The following is a 22,910-nucleotide window of genomic DNA, read 5'->3' on the forward strand; positions in this document are numbered from 1 at the left end:
TCCAGTACCTGACGGGGCTGCTGGCGCCGCGGGAGCGGAACAAGACGATCACCTGCCTGGCAGGAGCTGAGCCGGTGGCCGGCGCGGGGATGCCGGGGGTGCAGCGGCTGCAGTTCTTCCTGTCCGAGTCCCCATGGGAGGCCGAGCAGATCAACGGCCGGCGGCTTGAGCTGCTGCGCGGGCAGTCGGCGACGGCTCCGCATGACGGCGGGGTCATCGTGATCGACGACTCCGGGGACCGCAAGGCTGGCACGGCCACCGCCAACGTGGGCCGGCAGTGGCTGGGCCGGTTGGGCAAGACGGACAACGGCATCGTCACGGTGACCACGGTGTGGACCGACGGCCGTGTGTACTACCCGCTGCACGCGACTCCTTACACACCCGCCCACCACTTCGCCCGCGCCCGGTCCGACCCGGCTTTCCGTACGAAACCGCAGCTGGCCGCTGCTCTGGCGGTCCGCGGGAAGGAGGCGGGCTTCGGCTGCCGGGCAGTGGTCGCCGACTGCGCCTACTTAAGTCAGTGACACCTGGTACCTCGCACTGCGCGAGGCCGGCCTGGCCTACGTGGTCGCGCTCAAGCCTCACCGCGGCACCTGGGCCCCGGCCGGCCAGCCGCACACCCCCATCGACGCCGCACACGCCCTGACCTGGAAGAACGCAGACCACCCCGGTGACTGGGCACCCGTGGAGCGTCACTTCCGCGACGGGCACACCGAGACCTGGTGGGCCGCCGATGCCCGACTGGGCGGTTACGGCCCTGACTCACCCTGCCGGCTGGTCGTGGCCACCACCGATCCAGCCACCCTGCCGGAGAAGGCCACCTGGCACCTGGCCACCAACCTGCCCCACCCCAACGCAGCCTGCACCGCCACCAGCCCACACCCGCCGGCGACCTCGCCGAGATCGTCCGCCTCTACGGCCTGCGACCGTGGATCGAGCAGAGCTACAAACAGGTCAAGGACGAACTCGGCTGGGCCGACTTCCAAGTACGTTCCGACCGCGCCATCCGCCGACACCAGACACTGGTGAACTGCGCCTTCTCCTTCTGCTGGGACCAATGGTTCGCCCCACCCGGCCCCGTGGATGCCACCGCGCCGGACCCGTGCCCCAACGAGGGGCCAGAGAGGGGGCTCAGCCCCGTCCCACCAGCACCAACAGCCCTGCTGGCCCAGGGCCTTACGGGCGATCCGTTCCTGGCTCACCCCCGCCGTCACTCTCAACCGATGGTGGCGAGCCTGGACGGACAAGGACCCACCCTCCGAACTCCGGGCCCTGATCGACGTAGTCACCACCGGACACGGCATTGACCTCTACACGCCGGATTTAACGAACTACCGGTAACAGGAACATGCAGGAGGGCCTCGGATTCCCAATGCGAGAGCGTTCCGACGCTGCCACCTACAGCGTTCCGATCAAGCGCAAGAAGATCGTTCCCACGAAGACGACGGTCCCGGCCAAGCCGTTTCGCCTGGAACCTGCTCTGGCCGAAGCACACTACGAGGCGGCCCTCGAAGTGCTGCGAAACCAGCGAAACGCGCTGGAGCTGGCTCCGGGCACGAGCGCCAAGATGGGAGAGGAGGAGATCCGGAATCTTCTTCTCATCGGACTGAACAGCCACTTCGAGGGCCAAGCTGCCGACGAGGTCTTCAACAACACCGGCAAGACGGACATCCTCATCCGCGTACTGGACACGCTGCGTATCAAGTTCGGACGTATTGATAGTTCCGAAGCGCCGAACACGGGAATGACCGAGCGGATCAGCTCGCGCTATCCGCGGCATGGGCGGACGGGTTGTCCTTGCGAAAACCATTGGTGCCCGGCTTGCTCCGCTGATGGACTGACGTCCCGCCGTGAGTCTGCTGTGTGACGGAGGCAGTGGTTGTGACGGAATATGACGTGCTTGCCGAGGTGTACGAATGGCTCATCTCGGATGCAAAGTTGCCTCCCGCCGAGTTCGCTGCGTCGTTCGATGACGTCCTCAGTGTCCTGCCGTCGAACGCTCACGTCCTCGACTGTTCGTGCGGAACCGGACAGTTGGCGGTTGGGCCTCGCCGGTCGTGGCATGCAGGTTGTCGCAACTGACGCCAGCGAAGCGATGGTTCGCCGGACTGCAGAGCTGTCTGAGGAGTTCGGGGCCTCCGTCCGGGCCGTGCGGGCGAACTGGGAAGAGTTGCCCGATCATTTCGAGGACGACACGTTCGACATGGTGTTCTGCGTTGGCAACTCGCTTCACCATGCTGCGGGCGCGACAGGCAGGGGTGCTGCTCTGGAGTCGATGTCACGGCTTCTGCGCCCTGGCGGGCGCTTGGTGCTCACATCCCGCACTTGGGAACTCGTGAGGGCCAGAGGTTCCCGGCTGGACATCAGGGACCGACTCATCCGACGAAACGGTCGCGATGCCGTCGTGGTCTACCGCTGGGAGATTGCGCCGCATTGGGAGGATGAGCACCACATCGAGATTGCGATCGCCCAGGTTGATGCGACTGGGCTGGTTCTTGTCCGCTCGGAACTGCTGTCCTGCTGGCCCTACCGGTACGAGGAACTCGAAGTCGAGCTGCACCGGGTCGGACTCCGGACGGAAGTGAGCACGTTCGATCTTGAGGCCGAGAACTACATGGTGGTCGCGAGCAAGGTATAGACACCGGGCTCTCAGTCCCTGGCAGGACCGCGCGGTTGCTCGCAGGACGCTTGCGCCCTCTCATCGGTGCGGGTTCAGGCGGTCAACGCTACGCCTCGGACGAGGAGTCATGCTGCGTGCATTACGGCGAGCGGACACGGTGGCCCGCGTAGCGCGCCCAGGGTTCTGCAGCCTTCTCGGCATGCAGGAACGTGACTTGGTGGCTGTACCCGAGGGCATCGGCAACCAGCGACGGAGGGCATTCGAGGACGAGTTCGCCAATGGCTCGGTTACGCGCGCCAAGGAGGTTGACGCCGAGATCACGGAGTCGGTCCATGACGGTGTTGGGGTGTAGGTGGCGGCCGGCGAGGGTGCTAGGGAACATCCAGGGGCTGTCGGTTCCGGCGCCGGTGCGAAGATTGGGACGCGTGGCGAGATGCTCCCTGATGAGCGACGCGAACGGCTCGGGAACGTCAGTCGGGTGCGTGCCAAACCTGATGCTCATGCCTGGCTCGCTGTCGTCGACGATGCTGGTCGGGAAGGTGACGACCTTGACGAGCGGCTGGGCGTAGAGCAGCAAAAGCATGCCGGCCACGCGGTAGGGGAGCGACTCACTGGTGCCAGTGAGGAGTTCGTGGATCCAGGCGAGCCGCTGATCCTGACTCAAAGAACGACTCGTCTTCGCCGCTCGATGCTGAATAGTGACCTGGGTGTTGAGGCGGGACTTCTTCGCGAGCACGAAGAACGTCCGGATGTCGGCGTACTCCCTAAAGTGGCTCTGGCAAGATTTTCGTAGGCGGAGATCATCTGGGTGCGGTGGTCGACCGGTCCGCATAACGGCGGCGGAGGTGGGCGATCAGGACGACTCGGTGGCGCAGGAGTGGGACGCCAGCTCACCCTGCCATCAGGCGTTTCTGGAGTTTGACGTCGGTGATGCGGCCTTCGTTGACACCGGAGTTATAGGTGGTGGCAATCCCCTGCGCGACGGCGTGTTGGTCTTCGCGCAGGGCTCCGGCGATGCCGGCGAGGGGCGCCAGTCCGCTGTGGGAGAGCTCGTCCAGCCAGGACGGCAGGGATGAGGCGTCGCGGTTGTCGAGCATGTTGGCGAACCGGCGGGCCAGGTCGTGGGTGCGCTTGAGTTCCGGACAGTGCTCAACGAGCCGGTGCAAGCGGTGGGAGACGTGAAGGCTGCGGCGGTCTGGGTGGGTGGTGATCCAGCGTGCGGCCTCGCGCGGGGATGGCGGGCGCTCACGGGGCTGGTCCAGGGGCAGTCCGCGTCGCAGGGGTGCGACGGCCATCTTCACGCGCTGGTAGTGGCCGAGGTATCCCTTGCCAAGGAGTTCCTGGTGAAGATGCTTGGCACTGTGTTCGCCCTCGTCCCAGCGTTGTTGCAGGTAGTCGAGATAGGGGTCCAGGGTGGAGGGACGGCGGGGCGGACGACGCATCACCTCCTGCCAGCTGCGGGCATGGGCGTATTTGCGCACGGTCTTGCGGTCCAGGGCGAGCTCCCGGGCGGCAGCACTGTAGGACCGGCCTGTATCGGTGAGGGTGTGCACCGCCTCGAACAGCCTTCGGGCATGCCGACCGGCCCGCGTGTGTGCCGCAGCATCCTCAACGCTCAGCTCAGTCGATGACGGGGCGGTCTCCTCAGCTGGGGACCGCGCTGCCGGCAAGCAGCCGCGGTGAGCGGCGGCGATCTCCTGGACGCGGTGGGACAGGTCCTGCCAGAGGTGAAAGCGGTCGCTGACCTGCACGGCCTCGGGGGCTCCATCAGCGATGCCCTGCCGGTAAGTGAGCGAGCCGTCGCGGCAGACAACCTCGGCTCCGGGATGCCCCCGGAGCCAATGGCTCAACTGCTCGGCGTCCCGTCCTTCCCAGAGCGTGAGCGGGAGCCGGGTAGTGGCGTCGACCAGGAGAGTGCCGTACGTGTCTCTGTAGAGGGCGAAGTCGTCCACGCCCAGGACCCTTGGCGCCTGCAGAAGCGGCAGCGGGATCCGCATCAGTTGTGACAGGACGGTGCACCGCGAGAGAGCAACGTCTAGGACCCGCAACATCCGGGCGCCGCCCCGGCCCGCCAGCAGCACTCCCACCGCCTCGACCATGTGCTGCAGCAGCGGTGTACGGCGTTGATAGCGCACGGTCAGACCCGGCACCTGTTCGACGAACGTCACCTTCCCGCAGGTGGCGTTCTCGCAGTACAGACGCCGCACACTCAACTCGATCAGCACCGGACGACCACCCAGCGCGGCATCCGCGAGTCGTCTGACATAGCGGCTGTGACACCACCCGCTCGGCCTTCCGCAGCCCGTACACGGCGCGGGAGCAAGCGACCGTGTACGCGCACGGACAACCACCACAGGTCCAGAGCCCTCGACCGAAAGAACCGACACGCACGCCAAGTGCGGTAACAGATACGGCAGTTCAATAGAGCACACCCAAAGGATGCCCATTACGCGGACCGGCCGACCACCGCACCCAGATGATCTCCGCCTACGAAAATCTTGCCAGGAACGGGGATGGCTGCGCTGATCACCTCGGGTGAGAGAAAATGGGGTGGGTGCCCCGGTCACGCCGATGGCTCTGCGATGCCGGTGAGCTCGTTTGTCCAGGATGGCAATGGGGGTCGCGCTGGGGACCACGGTTTGTTGCCAAGGCAGTGATCCGCTGCCGGGAGCACGCGTGTCAGATTCCGCTTCTTTCCCTGATCCCTCCGGGGTTCCCGCCAGGTTTTCGCTACGGGTGTTCAGGAGCGGGCGATGAGTCGGCAGGACGTGAAGGACGAGGTCATCCATCTGCGGTCCGCGGGAGTGGACCTGGGCAAGCGGTTCCTGCTCGCCTGCGTGCGCACGCCCAGTACGACTCGGGCGGGAACATGGAGCCTGGAGACCGAACGGTTCGGCACCACCCGGTCCGAACTACGTCGGCTCCTGGCCTGGCTGGTGGAACGCCAGGTCGACGTGGTGGTCATGGAAGCAACGGCCGACTACTGGCGCGGGGTCTACTACCTGCTGCAGCCGCAGCTGAACCTGATGCTGGTCAACCCCTCTCACCTGAAGGGGATCAGGGGCCGCAAGAGCGATCCGAGCGACGCCGCGTTCCTGGCCCGGGCCGGCGCGTCGGGAATGGTGATGGCGTCCTTCGTCCCCGGCCGCATGGTGCGGGAACTGCGTGACCTGACCCGGCGCCGCACCGAACTCCTGCGTTCTGCAGGCCGGGAGGTCCAGCGGCTGGAGAAGGAGCTGGAGGACACCGGGATGAAGCTCACCTCCGTGCTGACCGATGTGGCCGGGAAGACCGGACGGACGATCCTGGCAGCCCTGGTCGCCGGTGAACGCGACCGTGAACGCCTTGCGGATCTTGCCGTCGGCAAGGCCCGTGCCAAGATCCCCGCCCTGATCGAGGCACTGGACGGCGACTTCACCGACCACCACGCCTTCATGGTCCAGCACTACCTGGACGAGGCGGACCGGTTCAAGGAGACGGTCGCTGTCTTCGACACCCGTATCGCCACCCTGCTGAGCGAGCACGAGCACGACCTGGACCTCCTGGACACTGTTCCCGGCATCGGGCGCATGGCGGCAGAGATCCTCTTTGCCGAAACCGGCGGAGACATGGGCCAGTTCGCCACGGCCCATCACCTCGCCTCCTGGATCGGGGTCTGCCCGGGGCAGAACGAGTCGGCAGGGGTGAACAAGTCCGGCCGGACCCGGCACGGCAACACCCATCTCAAACGCGTGCTCGGAGTCGCCGCGCTGGCCGCCATCAGAAGCCGGGACACCTATCTCGCCGTGTTCTTCCGCCGGATCTCGGCACGGCGAGGTGGCAAACGGGCACTGGTCGCGGTCATGCACAAGATCGCCATTGCTGTCTGGCACGTGCTCCACGACCACGTCCCCTACCTCGAGCTGGGCGCGGACTATTTCACCCGCCGCGATCCAGCACGCGCCATGCGCCGCATGCTGAAGGAAGCCAACACTCTCGGCCTGACCATCCGCTTCGAACCCGTCGCCACAGCCTGACCACCGAACTCAACCGCAGGCTCTTTTCGTGTCAGAGCCACGTTCACGTGTACGCCGACACCGGATCGCGCTGCGCGTCGTCGGGCCAGTGGCCAGCCACTCATCGACATCCTGCTGGGTACACGTCGCAGCCGTGCGCTGGTAGGTCTCGTGCAGCCACACGAGGAACTTCACCGTTTCGGTGATCTCCTGCTTCGCGGAGTGGACCGGGCCACGCGTCGCGGCGCCGGCTGCCGCTTTGGCCCGAATACGACGTAGATGGTGCCAAGTGGCGAAGTGCTGCACTGGTTGCCGCACCTCATCAGGAAACCCGTCGAGCTTCGCGTCGATCCACTACTCGAAGCGGGGGAGGTACGGGTCGCGCTGGGGGAGCAGGCCATGGTGCTGGAGCAGGGCCCGCAGATGCTCGCCAGCCCCATCCCCTCGACACGGTCCGGCACCAACCGCATCCCGCCCGCACCCGGCCCAGCCGCGACGCGCTCCGGCTCCACGATGCCCGACGGCCGCCGTCCCCCGTCCGTCGCCTCGGCCCACTGCCCGAACACCACCTCGGCCGCCTCCAGCCGGCCCAGCTCGGCGTCAACCTCCGCCAGCTCCTTGCGCAGCAGCTCGGCCCGCTCAGTCAGTCGCATCCGCCGCTCGATCGTCCACGTCAGCACGTCCACCATGCGCCTCCCTTCCGTTGCGGAACCTACGAGACGCCTCAAGCGGACCACCCCAGAACCCGCGAACCGGCCCGTGACAGACGATCACCTGCTAATGATCACGTCCTAGACCAGCACGAGCGAGTCAATCTCCACCCACGCCAGAGACCCGACCTGCGAGTTCAAGATGAAACGATCTCATTGTGAACTCGACTTCCGACCCCGGCGTCGGCAAACCACATGGCAACCCGGCAGGTCGCCGGACCGCCACCTGTGTCGACGGCCAGCTGCACTGCGACAGGACATCAGCGACATCGACCCTCGCGCTCTACCAACGGGTCTGGCGGGTGATTCTTCGAGCTCCCGAAGACGATCTCCGGCAAGTTCCGCGTCGAACTCCGCAACCGCGAAAACGATCTGTCGGCGACGGGCGGCAGCACCACTGTGTGGCGCGACGACTACGTCACCGAGACCGCCCCCGGAGGCAGGCGGATCAGTGGCCGGGTCACGAGGCCATTTGGCGTTCGGCCTCTCGCTCTCGTCCGTTCCGGTAAGTGGCCGCCAGCCGCTTCTGAAGGCGGAGGTGGCGGAAGGCGAGCGCGGGACCCTGGCTGCGCAGCACCCCTTGATCGTAGGCGTGCCACAGGATGCGCGTCCCGCCCGTCGGCACGGCGCCACGTAGCCGAAGCTGCAGGAACACCAGGCGGGTGCGCCAGAGGTCGGACATGCCGATAGCGCAGGCCGCTGTGATCAGGGCCCCGATGGCGATGCCCGCGACGACGCCGGCCAGCACGCCGTGCGCGGTGGCGTTCTTGAACCCCAGGGCGAACCCGAGGATCACGCCGGCGGCGAGTCCCACGGTGAGGCTGCGCTCCCGGTCCCGGTGCCACTGTCGTCGCGGGCTGCTGAAGTCGCCCTGGGCGGCGGGGCGCAGCACGCCGGCCATCAGGCCGAAGACCGTGGCCCCGGCGATGCTGGCGGCGACTCCGTTGGCGACGCCGTTCGTCGTGCCGTAGGCCAGGCCGACGGCGAGCCCGGTGGCGAAGGCGGTGACCGGGTCGATCCGGGGACGGAGCAGGCGGGATCTGGGCTGGCGTCGCCGGGGGATCGGCCACGGCCGTGTGGCCGCGGCCCCAGCCAGCCCTCCGACGGCGATGCCAGTCGGTATGCCGATGAGGTAGGAGGTCTGGTTGCCGACGGCCACGGTGAGGACGACGGTCAGCACGGGGGTCGCCGCAGGGTTGAAGAACCGCATGCGGGGCGCCTCGTCACTTCGCTTCCGGCCCGCACGGGTGGTGCGTAGCTCCGAGCAGACGGCGGCCAGCAGGCCGAAGACCAGCCCGATCATGCTTCCATACCCCAGCCCGAAGGCGGTGCCGGTGGACCCTCTGACCGTGTACTGGCCGAGAGGGCCGAACACCACGGACCCCAACACAGAGGTGGCCGCCATGCCGATCAGCCCCGTGCCCAGGACGCGTGGCAGCCACGGCTGCCACCGATGCAGGTGCTGCCAGAGCAGTGTCGTGCTGGCCTCCTGGCTCATCCGGTGGGCCATGTATCCGAGGCAGAGCTCGACTTCCTCGGCCGTGGGCCGGGAAGGTTCACCGGGGAGCGGCCGACAGGCGACGCGCGGGTACTGATCGAGCAGGTAGTCCTCGACGTCGTCGCGCGAGTCGAACGTCTCGGGGGTCAGGAGCCGCCGCACGATCGCCTCGTCGTTGGAGACAGCCCGCAGCAGCATCAGAGCCAGCGGTGAACTCAGCGCCTCGGAGATGACGCTGTCGGGAGAGCTCTGAAGGTGCTCGGTGAGCCGCCGCCAGTCGGGGCGCTCGGGCACCACGTGGCACCGTCGCAGATAGTCCGCCGCTTCCTCGGAGAACACCGGGGACAACTCCAGCACCAGGGCCCGGCTCAGGTGATGCGACCTCTCCACGGCTTCCGCGAACGCCTCGGTGCGGGAGAGCAGCACGAAGCGGAGCGTGGTCTGTCGGTCTATCTCCTCCAACGCGATGGCCTGGAACTCCGGGTCGAGTTCGTCGAGGCCGTCGAGAAAGAGCGTCACCCTGCCGGAGCGCACCAGCTGCGAGGCTAAGGTTTCCTTCTTCCGCTTGCGGGCTCGCAGTGCGGGGTAGTTGCGCTCGCGGGCTCGCAGTCCATGGTAGTCGGCGGCCAGCCTGCGGGTGAGCCATTCGATCAGCCCAACCCGGTTCGGCTCCCAGTCGCGGCAGGTCAGCAGCACGGGGACCGGAGTCTGTGCCCGCTCTTCGGCGTCGGTCGTGTTCTTCCGGTTCCTGAGGGCGTTGAGCAGGGTGATGATCGCGGCGCTGGACTTTCCGCCGCCTGATCTTCCCAGGATGACCACTCGGCCGGAGGCCAGCCCTTCGTAGATGGGGCAGAGACTCTCCAACTCCCCGTTCTCAACGCTCCCGAGCGCGGCGGGCTTCGCCGTCGGCACGGTAGGCGCGATATAGATCGGCTGCCGCGACGGGTCGACGGCCAGTTCGACGGCGCCGGCGACGTGGAGGCGGGAACGGTTCCACCGCACCGGAATCGGGGTGGGCTCGAGCAGCCGCTGCCGGCTCGCTTCTACCTTCCACTGGTCTTCCACCTCGTCCGCCAGGGCGTCTGCCGCGGCCAGCACGCGTCGTGAGATCTCGGGAAGGCGAGCGCCGACGCGCTCCGCTGGCTGCGAACCGGCTTCGGGGCCGGGTCCTTCGGGCTCCACCCCATGTGCGGCTGAGATGTCGACGAGCGTAGGCGGGCCATCACCGTGACGGCGCAGGAGCGCGGCGAATTCGGGGTCGCCAGTGAAGGTACGGGCCGGACAGGCATGCAGGCGGCGGTTCGCGAACACCTCATCATCGTGGATGACGACGCCAACGAGATGGTTTTGGCAGAAGACCGCGCTGCCGGAAGCTCCAGACCACGCCTGTTCACCATCCGGACGCATGTCCGGCCAAGAGGTCTGGTCCAGGACATACAGGTCCCGGGCGCCGACACCGCCAGCCTGAGGCGGCAACTGCCCCCTCAGGTACTCCACGTTGTTCTGCCCATCCCTGAACGTCGCCGAAGGGAACCCCATACCCTCATAGGGCAGCGGGGTGTTGCCGACAGGACGGCCCCAGCGCACCATTCCGGGCACGTCGACCTTGTCGACCAACAGCAGCAAAGCAACGTCGCGTCCTTCCCGGTCAGTCCAGGGCACCGATGCCAGGCAACGATGTATGTCGGCGTCCTGGGGATGCCCCACAGACACAACGATCTGGGCCCATGGCATGCCCTTGCTCTCCTCGATGACGTGCCGGGCCGTCAGTACGAGGCGAGGCCCGATCAGATAGCCGGTACCGACACGACGAAACTCATCAGCGTTGCCACCGCGGATCAGAGCCAGTCTTCGCCGGTCCAACTCAGCCCTCGTCATTCCAGGAGCCGGAGTACTGGCGACCGATTTCGGGGCTGGATCCGCCCAACGCCCGGTCCTTGACCTGCAGCTTCAGCTTCAGCTTGTGCCCGCGGACCGAGGAGTGCGATCCGCCCCCGCCCACGGTCGCCACCCCGAACTGCAGCTTCCCCTCGCCCTTGCCGTCATCGCGCAGCTCCAGCAACAACTCCAGCTCGGCTTCCTCGATCTGGAAGGCGAACTGCTGCTGTGCTCCCTGGGCCTGGGCCTGGTAGAGCTCTTGCCGCAGTTCCTCGACGGCTGCGGCCAACCCAATCGTCGCCATGGCTACTCCCCGTCGACTGTGAAGTTCAGAAGTGCCCGGTCGGCGATCTCAACTTGCTGCGGTTCCAAGCCTCCCGGGACACCCCGTAGCCGCGCAGCACCTCCACCGCCGCGGGCGGGGTACCTCGTCGGGGACGAACCCCAGCCAGGGGAGTGTGCACAGCTGCACCGCGGCCCCAACGCCGTCTGAGGAAACAGGAACTTTCGCAGGAACGCCTCATCCGCCGAGGTGAGGGCGAGGTAGCGGATCAGCTCCTCCTTGCCGATCGACGGGAAGGACCGCACGGCCTCCAACTTCTTTTCAGAGAACACGCGCGTTGCCACCAGCCAGCCCTCCCGCTCCTGCCACCGGATTCACTCCTACAGACCAACGAGCCAACTGACCCCGCGGCAACGGCCAGGGCAGGCCCTACTCCGTTGTTTATTGTGGCGAGTACTACCGAGACCTCAGGAACGCTGCCCAGTGCCAGACCCTGACGCTAATGACCTGCGGCGCCGGTCAGAAGGAGGTCGGGGGATACATCAATCCTCAGACCGCCTCCGCGGTCACCAGCCAAACCCGGACTTCCGCTGTCGACTTGAGGCACTCAACCCGCGCCTACGGTGACTCGCTAAAGGGTGTTGCACAAGGCTGTGTTCGGGCAGGTCAGGGCCTGTGGAGACAGTCCTCTGGTCATGATGCGAGGGCGAGGTTGTGCATGTGGGCGACGGCCTGGACTGCGTGGTGGAGGCCGTCGCCGCGTTGCCGGCAGTCGCGGAGGATCTTGTAGTTCTTGAGCCGGCCGATCACATGCTCCACCCGCGCGCGGACCTTGCGGTGGGCGGCGTTGTCTTCTTCCTCGCCCGCCAGCAGGGCCCGATGGGGGCGTTTGCGGTGCGGGGTGACCATCCCGCAGTTGAGGTAGGTGCCATCGCCCAGCACGGTCACGCCCTGGCAGTGCTCGGCCAGGCCGGAGGCCCGCCAGGCATGCGCGTCCGCGGTGGTGCCCGGCACCGGCCGGGCCGCCGCGATCACCAGACGCGTGTCGGCATCCACGATGACCTGCACGTTCGCCGAGAACCGGTAGTTGCGGCTGGACGCGGCCACCGTCCGGTCGCGGACCGGGATCAGCGTGCCGTCCACGATCCACATGCGTTCTGGGGCATCGACTGGGCGGGAGACGGGCTCCATCGCGAGCAGCGGTCCCGGCCGCTGGATCACCCGGCACACCGTGGAGGAAGAGACGCCGAACAGCGGACCCAGCTGCCGCATTGTCAGATTCGTGCGGTAGTACACCGCGACCACCAGTACCCGCTCGGCCAACGGCAGTGACCACGGCCGGCCCTGCAGAGTGCCGTCACCGCCCCGCTCCCGCACCACCTTCAACAGGCGCGCGAACTGCGTCACCCTCAGCCCGGTGAACGTCTCCACCCACACCCGCTCGGACCTCAACACCCCAGCCATACACCGGAGATGCCCAGTTCACAGCCTTGTGCAACACCCTTTAGAAGCAATGCCGTGACTCTGTTGGTGATCTTGTCGGGGTGGTGACGGCGGTCGCTGGTGGTGGTTGGCTGGTCTGTGGCGGGGCGGCCTCGGTTTTGGGGCGGTGGACGGTGTCGATGCGTCCGGCAAGTTTCCAGCGGATTCCCCGGATGACGGTCCGGACGGCGTGGGCGGCGTGTCCGAGGGGGACGCCGGTGATGCTGATGCGGGACCGGCTGGATGTGGTGTTCGCCGACGACGACTTCACTCACCTGTATCCCGCCGATGGCCGACCGGGCTTCTCGCCGGGGCAGTTGGCGCTGGTGTCGGTGCTGCAGTTCGCGGAAAACCTCTCCGACCGTGCGGCAGCGGATGCAGTGCGCACGAGGATCGACCGGAAGTATGGACTCGGCCTGGAACTGGACGATCCTGGGTTCGACTATTCTCTGCTCAGCGAGTTCCGAGCCCGGCTGACCGAGGGCGACCGGGCGGATCAGCTGCTGCAAGCGGGCGGCAAGGCAGCGGTGCGTGAACGTGCCGAGGAGTTCGGCCGGGACGGGCAGAAACTTCTCACCGCCGCCTGGGCGTCCGACGCCCCACCCCGTCTGCGGATGCTGCGACAGGTGGAGATCCTGCGGCGCGTCTGGATCCACCAGTACTCCTGGGATCGCGAGGGGCAACTGCGCTGGCGGGAGGGCACTGCCCTGCCGCCGGCCTCGCTGCGGTTCGACTCCCCCTATGACACGGACGCGCACTACTGCGTCAAACGCGATGTCGCCTGGAGCGGATACCGGGTTCATTTCACCGAGTCATGTGATCAGGACCTGCCGCACCTGGTGACGCACGTGGCCACCACCATTGCTCCCGTCCAGGACGGGCAGCTGACCGAGAAGATCCACGACGACCTCGCCACCCGCCGCCTGGCTCCGGCCGAGCACATCGTGGACACCGCCTACCTCACTCCCGCCCACGTCGAACGGGCCCAGCGCGTCCACGGCATCACGCTGCTCGGCCCGATCCTCGCCGACAACAGCCGCCAGGCCAAAGCGGGCTCGGGCTTCGCCAAGGCCGCCTTCACCATCGACTGGGACAACAAGCAGGCCATCTGCCCGCGCGGCGCGACGAGTGCGTCCTGGACCAAGCTGAATATCTCCGGCCACACCTACCTTCAGGCCCGCTTCGCCGAGAGTGACTGACGGCCCTGCCCAGACCGTGCCCGGTGCACCTCCTCGGCCACTCGCCCCCGCTCCGTCGCAGTCCTGCCGCGGGCACTGCACGAGATCCAGATGCGCAACCGGCTCGACCAGCAGACCGAACAGTGGCAGCGCCGATACGCGATCCGCGCCGGCATCGAGGCCACCCTTTCGCAGAACGTACGAGCTCACGGCCTGCGCAGAAGCCGCTATCGAGGCCTGACCCGCACCCACGTGCAGCACGTCCTGACCGCCATGGCCTGCAACCTCAGCCGTCTCGCCGACTGGTACGACACCACCTCATCGGCCCGCCGGGCGCCTCGCTTTCAAACTCTCTGCAACACAGCCGGATACGCCAGCAACTGACCGCCCAAGATCACCAACAGAGTCACGGCATTGCCCCTAGAGGGCGTCCCACACCTTGAACCAGCCGATGTTGTCGTTCGCTCGGGCACCCACGTTCGGCGTGCCGAACCCGTAGTAATAGACGGCGCTGTGGCCGTCGTTGAGGACGGCCTGCTGGCCGTCGCAGCTGTTGTAGGTGATGAACGAGGAGATCGAGCGCCACCACGTGCCGGTGCTCAGGACGTAGCCGTCCGCGTCGCAGGGGCCGTAGTCCCCGTATACGTCGGTGTTGTCGCCGCCGTACTCGGCGTGTTCGTACCAGGTCATGAGCAGGGTCCGGCCGCTGCGGTTGACCGCCGCCGTCCCGGTGTCGGAACAGGTCCGGCTCTTCACCCGGGAGAACCTCTCACCCGGCTTCACCCGCTCCACCACCACGGAGCAGTGCGTGCCGTCCGACGACGCCGAGGCTGATGCCTGCGGTGCGAGTCCGACGAGGCCGATGAACGAAGCGGCCACGCTCAGCGTGGCGGCCATACGCGTGTACAGGGACATCATGCTCCTCACGGCTGGGCTGACAGGGCATTGCGCACCGCAAGCCTAGGAAGGCGAATCGCGCAGCGGTCCCTGACAGATGTCAGGGACCGGGTCCGGGCAGGGGAGCGTGGCAGCCCCTGCTTGGGAGCGGTCACGTCCCGGCCCTTTCGCGGTGCGCAGGACATGAGCTTCCACGGTTGACCGATTGTCTGGCAGGTCCCTTTCACTACTTCGGGCAATGTTTTGGGTTCTGGTAGTGCCGAAGCACGACGGTCCCCGCCCCCGGGCATGACCGGATGGGGCCGTCCTTCCGACCCCCGTGGCGGGAGGACGGCCCCGGTTCCTTCCGGTGGCCGCCTGGTCAGTGCAGCTTGTTGACGGCCGCGGTCGTGGTCTTCTTGAAGGCGGTCACGGGCGCGTTCTTGAAGTCGCCCATCTGTCCCCACTTGACGACGGTGACGGTCCTGCCGTCCCGTCCGACCGACAGCAGGGCGATGTCGGTGGCGCCCGAGGATGTCTCGGTGTGCAGGCCGCGGACGCGGGCGCCCTCCTCGACCGGCAGCTTGCCGTAGTCCCGGCCCTCGGCCTCGACGTCGGGCGAGGACTTCTCGATGCGGCCGGCGCAGGTGCGGATCAGGTCGTCGTAGTGCTTCGCCAGCGCCTTGGCCTGGGCGGCCGTGCCCGTCACGACGGTCAACTGCACGGCGCCGGTGTCCAGGTCGGTCCGGAACTCCCGGTGCCGGTAGTCGTAGTCGAGCACGCCCTCCGTGCTCACGCAGAGGCCCAGTGCCTCCGGGAACCCCTCGGTGACCGGCCCGGCGGTCCAGGACGACGTCGGGTGCGGCGGCAGTTGGGACGCCGACAGGAACTTCGGCACCGCGGCCTTCGGCGCGGCGCCTGCGGTCGGTGCCGTGAGGACCGTGCCCGCCGCGAGGGCGGCGACGGTGAGAGCGGTCAGAGCGCTCGTTCGGATGCGCATGGACATGGATGTTCCCCCGTGAATGAGTGCGTGGACGTGGATGCCCCGGCGAGGCCGGCTGGTCGGCCCGGACCTGGTCGGCGTGACACCAAGAGCATCAGCGGTCACAGCGGCCGAGCGCAACAACCCACGGCCGATCGGATACGGTGGAATCATCCCAGCCCGTCTGACCTGCAGATACACGAGGTGCCTGGGATACCGTCCCAGGCCGGGTGAGGCCGTACGCGGAAGGTCTCGGCCGACGACCGCAGTCACCTCGAGGCGTTCCCCGAGATCGTGGTGCTGACGCACCTGATCCTCGATCCGCTCACCACCGCCCCCGACCATCGCCACCACTGCAGCACCTCGCCGTGGGCTGTGTACTGAGCTCCTGGCGCATGTCCAGGGAGCGCAGCCGCACGCCGGGCTGCCCGGGTCCCGTGTCGTAGGGTCTGATGTCGCGGCCACGGCGCGGACTCGGGCGGACTCTCGCCCGACCAACCGGCCTGGTGCCGAGCCCGGTTGAGGGAGAACAGGGACCAGCCGACCATGGTCTTCGGACACCACCCGCTGACCGCACGCAACTCACCGTTCCCCGTGATGAGCGGGCAGCGCCTCAACCGCCGCCAGGCCCGCGCGATCCTCGGCGCCCACTCCGTCGCCCCGGTGTTTTCCTCCATCAGGCCGGTCACACCCACCGCAACAAGCGCACCGTCCTCCCGCAGGCCCGGCACGTCACACTGCAGGAGATCAGTGTCGTGAAGGAGTACCCGGGCGGCTTCTGCCTGCTCCGGATCCACACGGGCGGCTACGCCCTCAACTACTACAAGACCAGCAGCGGACCGGCCCGGGAGTGGAGCGAGCGCAGCCGACGGGTGGCGGCCGGCCTGTGGCCCCAGTACGCCCTCGGCCGCTCGGTCTGCGACCGCAACAGCGTCGCCACCCGCGACCTCTCGGGCATCACCCCGCCGGCCTCGCGAACTGTGGTCCGTGGTGCCGCCTAGATGACGGCCCTAGTGCTGTTCAGATGATGGCCGTGGTGCTGCCTGGTCGACGGGCCGGAGCATGCTGGTTCGGTACTGCGCCACATCCGACGCAGGTAAGAGCCTCGACCTGGTCCTTCAGCCAGTACGGTGACCATGAGGCCTACCGGATGAACGGCACCCTGGCTGCGTGTGTCGGAGGAAGCGATGAGCGGGGAAGAGCAGGGAGGTTCCGGGCAGCAGCTGCCCAAGCTGCGGCTGGACGAGCTGCTCGACGAGCTCCAGGCGCGCATCGACGCGGCCCGGGGGACGCAGGACCGGGTGCACAGCCTGTTGGAGGCGGTGCTGTCGGTCGGGCGGGAGCTCGATCTGCCGCAGGTGCTGCGGCGCATCGTCGAGGCCGCCGTGGTGCTGGTGAATGCCGAGTACGGGGCGCTGGGCGTGATCGGCGACGACAGCCGGCTGTCGGAGTTCCTGACCGTGGGCATCGGCGAGGAACGGCGCGCGGAGATCGGCGAACTGCCCAGCGGCCACGGCATCCTTGGCGAGCTGATCCGGCACCCGGAGCCGCTGCGGCTGCCGGAGCTGTCGGATCACCCGGCCTCGTACGGTTTCCCGGCCCACCATCCGCCGATGCACTCGTTCCTGGGTGTGCCCATCCGGGTGCGCGACAGGGTGTTCGGGAACATCTACCTCACGGAGAAGCGGGGTGCGGCGGAGTTCGACGCCGAGGACGAGTCGGTGCTCTCCACCCTCGCAGTGGCGGCCGGGGTGGCGATCGAGAACGCGCGGTTGTACGAGGAGACGCGGCTGAGCGAGCGCTGGCTGCGGGCGAGTGCGGAGGTCACGAGCACCCTGCTGTCGGGGACGTCCGGCGTCGAGGTGCTGGAGCTGATCGTCGGAAAGGCCAGGGAGATCGCCTCGGCGGACGTGGGGATGATCGCGGAGTACGTGACCGGGGCGGAGGAACTGAGGCCGGTACTCGCGGTGGGGCCGAACGCGGAGCGGCGCAGTGGGCTGGTCCTCTCCGCGCAGGACGGATTCGTCGCGGCCGCGCTCACCACGGCGGAGCCGGTGGCCAGCGCCGATATCGAGCGTGATGCGCGCACCGGCGAGGGGGAGTCGCAGTGGGCCGGGCTCGGCCCCGTGGTCGCGGTGCCGCTCGGCGCCGGCGGGAAGGCTCGTGGGGTGCTGCTGCTGGGGCGGCTGGCGGGCCGTACGCCCTTCTCCGAGTCCGACATCGGGCCTCTGCTCGGCTTCGCGGGGCAGGCGGCGCTGGCACTGGAGCTCGACGAACGCCGTCGGGACGCGGAGAAGATCGCGCTGCTGCAGGACCGGGACCGGATCGCGCGCGATCTGCACGACCTGGCGATCCAGCGGCTCTTCGCGGCAGGCATGACCCTGCAGAGCACGCAGCGCTTCGTGGACCATCCCGAGGCCGTGGAGCGACTATCGCGGACCGTCGACGATCTCGACGACACCATCAAGATAATTCGGTCGACGATCTTCGGTCTGCGCGCCCACGGCGGTGGGACGAAGGAGGACAGCGGTCTTCGCGGCCGGGCGTCCGAGGCCGTGAAGGCCTGCGCCACCTCCCTCGGCTTCGCTCCCGCACTGCGGGTGGAGGGTCTCGTCGACACGGACGTCCCCGGTGAGGTGGCCGACCACGCTCTTGCGGTCCTCGGCGAGGCGCTCAGCAACGCGGTCCGGCACTCGGGGGCACACTCCGTGGACATCCATCTGCAGTGCGCCAGGGGCGAGTTGGCGCTGACGGTGACGGACGACGGGTGCGGAGTGCCCGCCGGTGTGGCGCGCAGCGGACTCAAGAACCTGGAGGACCGGGCCCGCTCGCTCGGCGGAACACTCACGCTCGGTGAACGGCCGCAGGGTGGCGGTACACGTCTGGTGTGGCGCGTTCCGACAGGCTCAGCGCGGGACTGACGACGCTCCCTCGGTCAGTGTCCGGGACGCTCCGCGACGCGGCGAAGAAGGCCCCTGCGGGCCGTACCCCAGGCGGATCACCATCTGCGCGTGATCACGCCGGTCGCTCGGCCATGGAACGAGTTGTTCGCGCAGGTCGGGCCACTCCAGCGCTTGGTGCAGCAGCGATGCCCGGAGGCCATGAGCGGTGGCCGTCAGGAGCACGCGTTCGAGGGCCTGCCCGGCGCGCAGCCAGTCGGCCCGGGAGTCGTGCTGGGTGGACAGGACGGCGATCGACGGCCGCTTCTCGAAGGGGCGGGAGGCCGGCACGGCCGGGTGCCGGTGGGCGCCGAAGTCCCGCATCGGGACCTGCTCCCGGGAATCCTGCGGCCCCAGTGCCTCCGGTGGTACTCCCAGGTCCGAGTGGTTCGGATCGCGGACCCACAGGCGGCTCTCCCCGGCCCGGTCGGCGTCGGCCGTGTTGCGGCGCTCCGCTTCCGTGGTCAGCTGCAGCAGGCGGTCGGTCTCGCGCGGCGCGGGACTGCTCAGCAGTGCGCCTTCACTGTGTGCGGCCTCGGCGAGTTCGGTGAGGACGGCAGCGGGCAACGGCCGCTCGGAGAAGGGGAAGCGGCTGCTGTGCCGACGCCACACCGCGTCGTACAGGCGCGGCGAAGAGGCGGTTCTGGCGGTGCCGCCGAAGCGTACGGTGGCGAGCAGGTCCGGCTCGCCTGGCCGGGGCAGCAGGCGGGACACCGGTTCCCAGCCGAAGTGCGCCACCGCCACCCGCAGGTTGAGGAGCGCGCACCCGACGGAGAGGTGCAGGGCACGCCCGGTCGGGTCGATGTGGTGCAGGCCATGGTCCGCGGCGGCGCGGATCTCCAGGGTGACGGTGTCCGGGTCGAGGCGGAAGCGCCATGGCTGGGTGTTGTGGATCGAGGGGGCGGCCACGGCCGCGGATATCAGCTTCTCCAGGGTCGGGGCGTCGAGTGTCATGGACCTCATCGCGAACTCCTCCCCGCCCTGGGCCGGTTGGCAGGCCGGGCTCATCGGTGACCGCTCTCAGCGTGCGGTCACCGGCTGTCGCGGCAGCAGGGGCCGTACGGCCCGGATGCGCTTCACCTCGCGGGACGCTCTTCGGAGCCGGGCTGTTCGAGGTGGGAGGCGAGGACCGCGGCCTGCACTCGGCGCTGGACGCCCAGCTTGGCCAGCAGTCGGGAGATGTGGTTCTTGACGGTCTTCTCCGAGAGGAAGAGGTTCTTGCCGATCTCGCGGTTGGTGAGTCCGTCTCCGATGAGGGCGAGGATGTCGCGTTCGCGGGGGGACAGGCTCGCCAGTTCGGGGGCGACGGCCGGGGTGCCGGCGGGGTCCGCCCGCAGCGAGGCCATCAGCCGGGCGGTGGTCGCGGGGTCGAGCATGGACTGGCCCGACGCGACGGTGCGTACCGCCGAGACGAGGTCGGAGCCCTTGATCTGCTTGAGTACGTAGCCCGAAGCCCCGGCCATGATCGCGTCGAGCAGGGCCTCCTCGTCGTCGAACGAGGTCAGCATGAGAACGGCCAGCTCCGGCATCTGGCTGCGCAGCTCACGGCAGACGGTGATCCCGTCGCCGTCGGGCAGGCGTACGTCGAGGACGGCGACGTCCGGGCGGAGGGCCGGGCCGCGGGTGAGTGCGTGCTCGACGTTCTCGGCGTCGCCGACCACCGAGATGTCCGGTTCGGAGTCCAGGAGGTCGGACAGGCCGCGGCGTACGACCTCGTGGTCGTCCAGCAGGAAGACACGGATCGGGTCCTGCTCCGTGAAGGTGCGTGCCTTGGTCATGACGACCCCTCGTTCCCCGGCGGCTGACGGACTGCGGACTGTCCGTGACGACGATCGTCACTCGCCGGGACCGGATGCACTAGGGCCGACCGGCCCCACTCCACCCCACAATGCGCCCTGACCGGCGCATCCGTCGCGGACCAAGCCCGTCCCGGAGTCCCGGACGTGACTGGTCGGTGTGCGGTCACAGGCGGCTGCCGCTGCCGTACGGGGCGTAGAGATCCAGCAGCCGGGTGCGGGCCGAGCGCAGGCGGTGGGCGAGGATGTCGCCCACCCACTGGGCGACCGTGTGGCCCAGGGCAGGGTCGTCCTGGCACATCGCCCGGACGGCCGTGGCGTCGAACTCGTAGGCGCGGACGGGGCTTGTCGTCTCGGAGCCCAGGTGCCAGGAGTGCGGTGCGAACAGCCAGGACCAGCCGACGAGTTCGTTGTGGCCGAGGGTCTCGATGACCGCTGCCCGGCGGCCGGGTACGTGCATGTCGAGCTGGATCGTGCCGGTGCGGATGATCCAGAACCGGTCGGCGCGACCGCCCTCCTCGAAGAGGCGGACTCCCTGCGGGAACGACACCTCCCGGGCGATGTGCATCAGTCGCTGCCGGTGCTCGGCGGGCAGTGCCCGCGGCATGCTGGACGTGGGCGGAGCGTTCATGACCGGCCTCCAGGACGGACGTTCGAACCTAGGACTTCCAGCGTGTGCCCGTGCTTCGGCTCGAACCATGGGCCACCCGGCCCCAGGGAGGGACTGTGCGGCCCCTGCGCACGCGGGCGTTCCTGTACGAGGCTCCGCATGAGATCGGGCAGGACCGGACACAGGAGGTGCCCACCATGGTTCGGCACATCACCACAGGAATCGACGGATCTGCCGAGAGCCTCGCCGCCGCGCACTGGGCGGCGAGGGAGGCTCTGCGGCGCGGCGTGCCGCTGAACCTCGTGCACGCCTGGACGTGGCACCCACGCCCCGCCCCCTCCGTCCCCGCGGACAGGACCGAGCGCGACTGGGCCGAACAGACCCTGGACCGGGCGGCGGGCAGCATCCGTGCCGCGCACCCCGGGCTGCGGGTCGTCGAGCGACTGGTGGCCGACTCCGCGGTGACCGCCCTCCTCGCGGCGGCCGAGGACGAGGAACTGCTGGTGCTCGGATCCCGTGGCCTGAGTGGCGTCGCGGGATTCATGGTCGGCTCGGTGTCCCAGCGGCTCGTCGCCAGGTCCTCCCGCCCCCTGGTGCTCGTACGTGCGGGCGAGAGTGCCGCCGACGAACACTTCACCACCCTGGACGGCGTCTCGCCCGACGAGATACCCGAGACCCCGTATCGCGATGTCGTCCTCGGCCTGGACACCCGGCGCCCCAGTGACGAGCTGATCGAGTTCGCCTTCGAGTCCGCACGGCGGTGCGGCGCCACGCTGCACGTGATCCACGCCTTCGGTACGCCGCGGGTCCAGCCGGCCGACGGACCGTGGGCCCCGGTGACCGGGCCTGAGCTGATCGCGGCACAGGAACACGCCATGGTCGTGGCCCTGCGCCCGTGGTGCGAGAAGTTCCCGGAGGTCTCCGTGGTCGAGACCGTCTCCGAGGAACGGCCCGCCACCGCGCTGGTGCGGGCGTCGTCCGGAGCCTCCCTCGTCGTCGTGGGGCGCCGGACCCGGGACAGCCTCCTCGGCACGCACATCGGCGCCGTCACGCACGCGGTGCTGCACCACGTCGGCTGCCCCGTGGCCGTCGTCCCGCACGACTGAAGCGGCGCCGTGACGGTGCTCAGGGCACCAACGGCCCAGGGCACCAACGGCCCAGGGAGGGAACAGTCATGACCACACGTCACGTCATCGTCGGGGTGGACGGCTCCGTCGTCGCCGTACGAGCACTGGACCTGGCCGCCGACGAGGCAGCCCTGCGCGCCACCGCTCTGGAGATCGTGTACGCCGTGCCCGACCTCGACGAGGCGGGCCCGGTGCTGGCGTCCGCCGCCTCGCGGGTGGGTTACCGCCACCCGGGCCTGCCGGTCGTGACCGTTCCTGCCGAGGGACACTCGGTGGCCGTCCTGGCGGAGCGCGGACGATGGGCCGCGCTGACCGTCGTCGGCTGCCGGAGCCTCGGCGGGTTCGCGGGCACGGTGTTCGGCTCGGTGAGCCGGCGCCTTGCCGCGCACGCACCCGGCCCGCTGCTGGTCGTACGCGGCGACTCTCCGCCGCACCTGCACAACGAGGTACTGCTCGTCCTCGACGAGGAGGACGACGCGGACACGGCGGCGTCCGCCTTCCAGGAAGCGGAACTCCGTGGTGCTTCGCTGCGCATCTTCCGGCTCTCGGCGGACCGGCACCCGGTCCCGGTGCCGGTGCCGGTGTCGCACCGACGGAGCGAGTGGACCGCGTCGTACCTCCCGGCCGGTGACCCGTCGTCGGCGCTCCGCGATCGGCATCCTCTGGTCCGGGTGGGGAGTCGCGACGCTGCCGCCGCCTCGACGCAGACGCTGCTGGAGGCCACACGCACGGCGGACCTCGTCGTGACCGCCTGCCGACCCGAGCGGAGCGGGCACGGCCGCCATCTCGGTTCCCTGGCACGGATGTTGCTGCAGCGAGCCCACTGCCCGGTGCTGCTCGTTCCCGCCGGGCAGGAGAGCGCCGCGCCCTCGACCTCGTGAAGAACTCCGTCGCGCCGTGCGGCGGGACCACGGGCTGTCGGCTCTGTCGGTCCTG

At 68.6% G+C, this 22,910-nt stretch carries 18 protein-coding genes and 4 pseudogenes; 10 read left to right on the top strand and 12 right to left on the bottom strand.

Translation table 11 applies throughout. From position 1 onward, the window contains the following. Positions 1-2 precede the first annotated feature (2 nt). From QF035_RS56320 to QF035_RS51650, 3 genes and pseudogenes are all read left to right on the top strand, one after another. Positions 3-1,307, top strand: a pseudogene (locus tag QF035_RS56320) (IS701 family transposase); the annotation flags it as partial. Positions 1,308-1,372: 65 nt separating this feature from the next. Continuing rightward, positions 1,373-1,867, top strand: a complete 495-nt coding sequence (locus QF035_RS51645) for a hypothetical protein (RefSeq protein ID WP_307529778.1) — start codon at positions 1,373-1,375, stop codon at positions 1,865-1,867. Positions 1,868-1,881: 14 nt separating this feature from the next. Then, positions 1,882-2,638: pseudogene (locus QF035_RS51650) on the top strand (class I SAM-dependent methyltransferase). A gap of 121 nt (positions 2,639-2,759) precedes the next feature. On the opposite strand, the gene QF035_RS51655 reads toward QF035_RS51650, so the two are convergent. Continuing rightward, on the bottom strand, positions 2,760-3,356 hold the full coding sequence (locus tag QF035_RS51655) for a hypothetical protein (protein WP_307529780.1): 597 nt from the start codon (positions 3,354-3,356) through the stop codon (positions 2,760-2,762). 154 nt (positions 3,357-3,510) lie between these two features. Next, positions 3,511-5,409 carry an ISL3 family transposase gene (locus QF035_RS51660; RefSeq protein ID WP_307529782.1) on the bottom strand — a complete coding sequence of 633 codons (1,899 nt, stop codon included), beginning with the start codon at positions 5,407-5,409 and terminating at the stop codon, positions 3,511-3,513. On the opposite strand from QF035_RS51660, the gene QF035_RS51665 reads away from it, so the two are divergent. Beyond that, entirely contained in the window at positions 5,374-6,636 is a 1,263-nt protein-coding gene (locus tag QF035_RS51665; RefSeq protein ID WP_307529784.1) for an IS110 family transposase, read from the top strand. The genes QF035_RS51660 and QF035_RS51665 overlap by 36 nt on opposite strands. A 170-nt stretch (positions 6,637-6,806) precedes the next feature. Here the strand turns inward: QF035_RS51665 and QF035_RS51670 are convergent, their stop codons facing one another. From QF035_RS51670 to QF035_RS51685, 5 genes and pseudogenes are all read right to left on the bottom strand, one after another. Further along, positions 6,807-7,304 (bottom strand): hypothetical protein, encoded by a 498-nt coding sequence (locus QF035_RS51670; protein ID WP_307529786.1) that lies wholly within the window; start codon positions 7,302-7,304, stop codon positions 6,807-6,809. A 481-nt stretch (positions 7,305-7,785) separates the two neighbouring features. Then, positions 7,786-10,134, bottom strand: a complete 2,349-nt coding sequence (locus tag QF035_RS51675; RefSeq protein ID WP_307529787.1) for a hypothetical protein — start codon at positions 10,132-10,134, stop codon at positions 7,786-7,788. Between the two features lie 21 nt (positions 10,135-10,155). After that, positions 10,156-10,701, bottom strand: a pseudogene (locus QF035_RS56035) (trypsin-like serine protease); the annotation flags it as partial. Then, positions 10,688-11,005: a trypco2 family protein gene (locus QF035_RS51680; protein WP_307529790.1), complete on the bottom strand. Its 318-nt coding sequence runs from the start codon at positions 11,003-11,005 to the stop codon at positions 10,688-10,690. The pseudogene QF035_RS56035 and the gene QF035_RS51680, both read right to left, overlap by 14 nt. A gap of 672 nt (positions 11,006-11,677) precedes the next feature. Beyond that, positions 11,678-12,448, bottom strand: a complete 771-nt coding sequence (locus tag QF035_RS51685; RefSeq protein ID WP_307529792.1) for a transposase family protein — start codon at positions 12,446-12,448, stop codon at positions 11,678-11,680. A gap of 239 nt (positions 12,449-12,687) precedes the next feature. On the opposite strand from QF035_RS51685, the gene QF035_RS51690 reads away from it, so the two are divergent. Together QF035_RS51690 and QF035_RS51695 are read left to right on the top strand one after the other, a co-directional pair. Next, a complete protein-coding gene (locus tag QF035_RS51690) occupies positions 12,688-13,665 on the top strand; it encodes a transposase (RefSeq protein ID WP_307531981.1) in 978 nt (325 codons plus the stop codon). Positions 13,666-13,680: 15 nt separating this feature from the next. Then, a pseudogene (locus QF035_RS51695) lies at positions 13,681-14,028 on the top strand (transposase); the annotation flags it as partial. Positions 14,029-14,064: 36 nt separating this feature from the next. On the opposite strand, the gene QF035_RS51700 reads toward QF035_RS51695, so the two are convergent. Then, the gene (locus tag QF035_RS51700; protein ID WP_307529794.1) at positions 14,065-14,562 is read right to left on the bottom strand and encodes a hypothetical protein; all 498 of its coding nucleotides are present in this window, start codon (positions 14,560-14,562) and stop codon (positions 14,065-14,067) included. A gap of 340 nt (positions 14,563-14,902) precedes the next feature. Next, the gene (locus tag QF035_RS51705; protein ID WP_307529795.1) at positions 14,903-15,526 is read right to left on the bottom strand and encodes a hypothetical protein; all 624 of its coding nucleotides are present in this window, start codon (positions 15,524-15,526) and stop codon (positions 14,903-14,905) included. A 731-nt stretch (positions 15,527-16,257) separates the two neighbouring features. On the opposite strand from QF035_RS51705, the gene QF035_RS51710 reads away from it, so the two are divergent. Further along, positions 16,258-16,503 carry a hypothetical protein gene (locus QF035_RS51710; RefSeq protein WP_307529797.1) on the top strand — a complete coding sequence of 82 codons (246 nt, stop codon included), beginning with the start codon at positions 16,258-16,260 and terminating at the stop codon, positions 16,501-16,503. 186 nt (positions 16,504-16,689) lie between these two features. After that, positions 16,690-18,423: a sensor histidine kinase gene (locus QF035_RS51715; protein ID WP_307529799.1), complete on the top strand. Its 1,734-nt coding sequence runs from the start codon at positions 16,690-16,692 to the stop codon at positions 18,421-18,423. Here QF035_RS51715 and QF035_RS51720 read toward each other — a convergent pair. From QF035_RS51720 to QF035_RS51730, 3 genes are all read right to left on the bottom strand, one after another. Then, positions 18,409-19,404, bottom strand: a complete 996-nt coding sequence (locus QF035_RS51720) for an Acg family FMN-binding oxidoreductase (RefSeq protein WP_307529801.1) — start codon at positions 19,402-19,404, stop codon at positions 18,409-18,411. The two genes, QF035_RS51715 and QF035_RS51720, sit on opposite strands and share 15 nt — an antisense overlap. Positions 19,405-19,517: 113 nt before the next feature. Then, positions 19,518-20,219, bottom strand: a complete 702-nt coding sequence (locus QF035_RS51725) for a response regulator (protein ID WP_307529803.1) — start codon at positions 20,217-20,219, stop codon at positions 19,518-19,520. Positions 20,220-20,403: 184 nt separating this feature from the next. Beyond that, complete coding sequence (locus QF035_RS51730; protein WP_307529805.1) at positions 20,404-20,868, bottom strand: Crp/Fnr family transcriptional regulator; 465 nt, start codon at positions 20,866-20,868, stop codon at positions 20,404-20,406. Between the two features lie 176 nt (positions 20,869-21,044). Here QF035_RS51730 and QF035_RS51735 point away from each other — a divergent pair, with 176 nt between their 5' ends. Together QF035_RS51735 and QF035_RS51740 are read left to right on the top strand one after the other, a co-directional pair. Further along, positions 21,045-21,953 carry a universal stress protein gene (locus QF035_RS51735; protein ID WP_307531982.1) on the top strand — a complete coding sequence of 303 codons (909 nt, stop codon included), beginning with the start codon at positions 21,045-21,047 and terminating at the stop codon, positions 21,951-21,953. A gap of 68 nt (positions 21,954-22,021) precedes the next feature. Next, on the top strand, positions 22,022-22,855 hold the full coding sequence (locus QF035_RS51740) for a universal stress protein (protein ID WP_307529807.1): 834 nt from the start codon (positions 22,022-22,024) through the stop codon (positions 22,853-22,855). Positions 22,856-22,910: the final 55 nt, after the last annotated feature.

The sequence above is a fragment of the Streptomyces umbrinus genome (assembly GCF_030817415.1).
GTDB lineage: Bacteria > Actinomycetota > Actinomycetes > Streptomycetales > Streptomycetaceae > Streptomyces > Streptomyces umbrinus_A.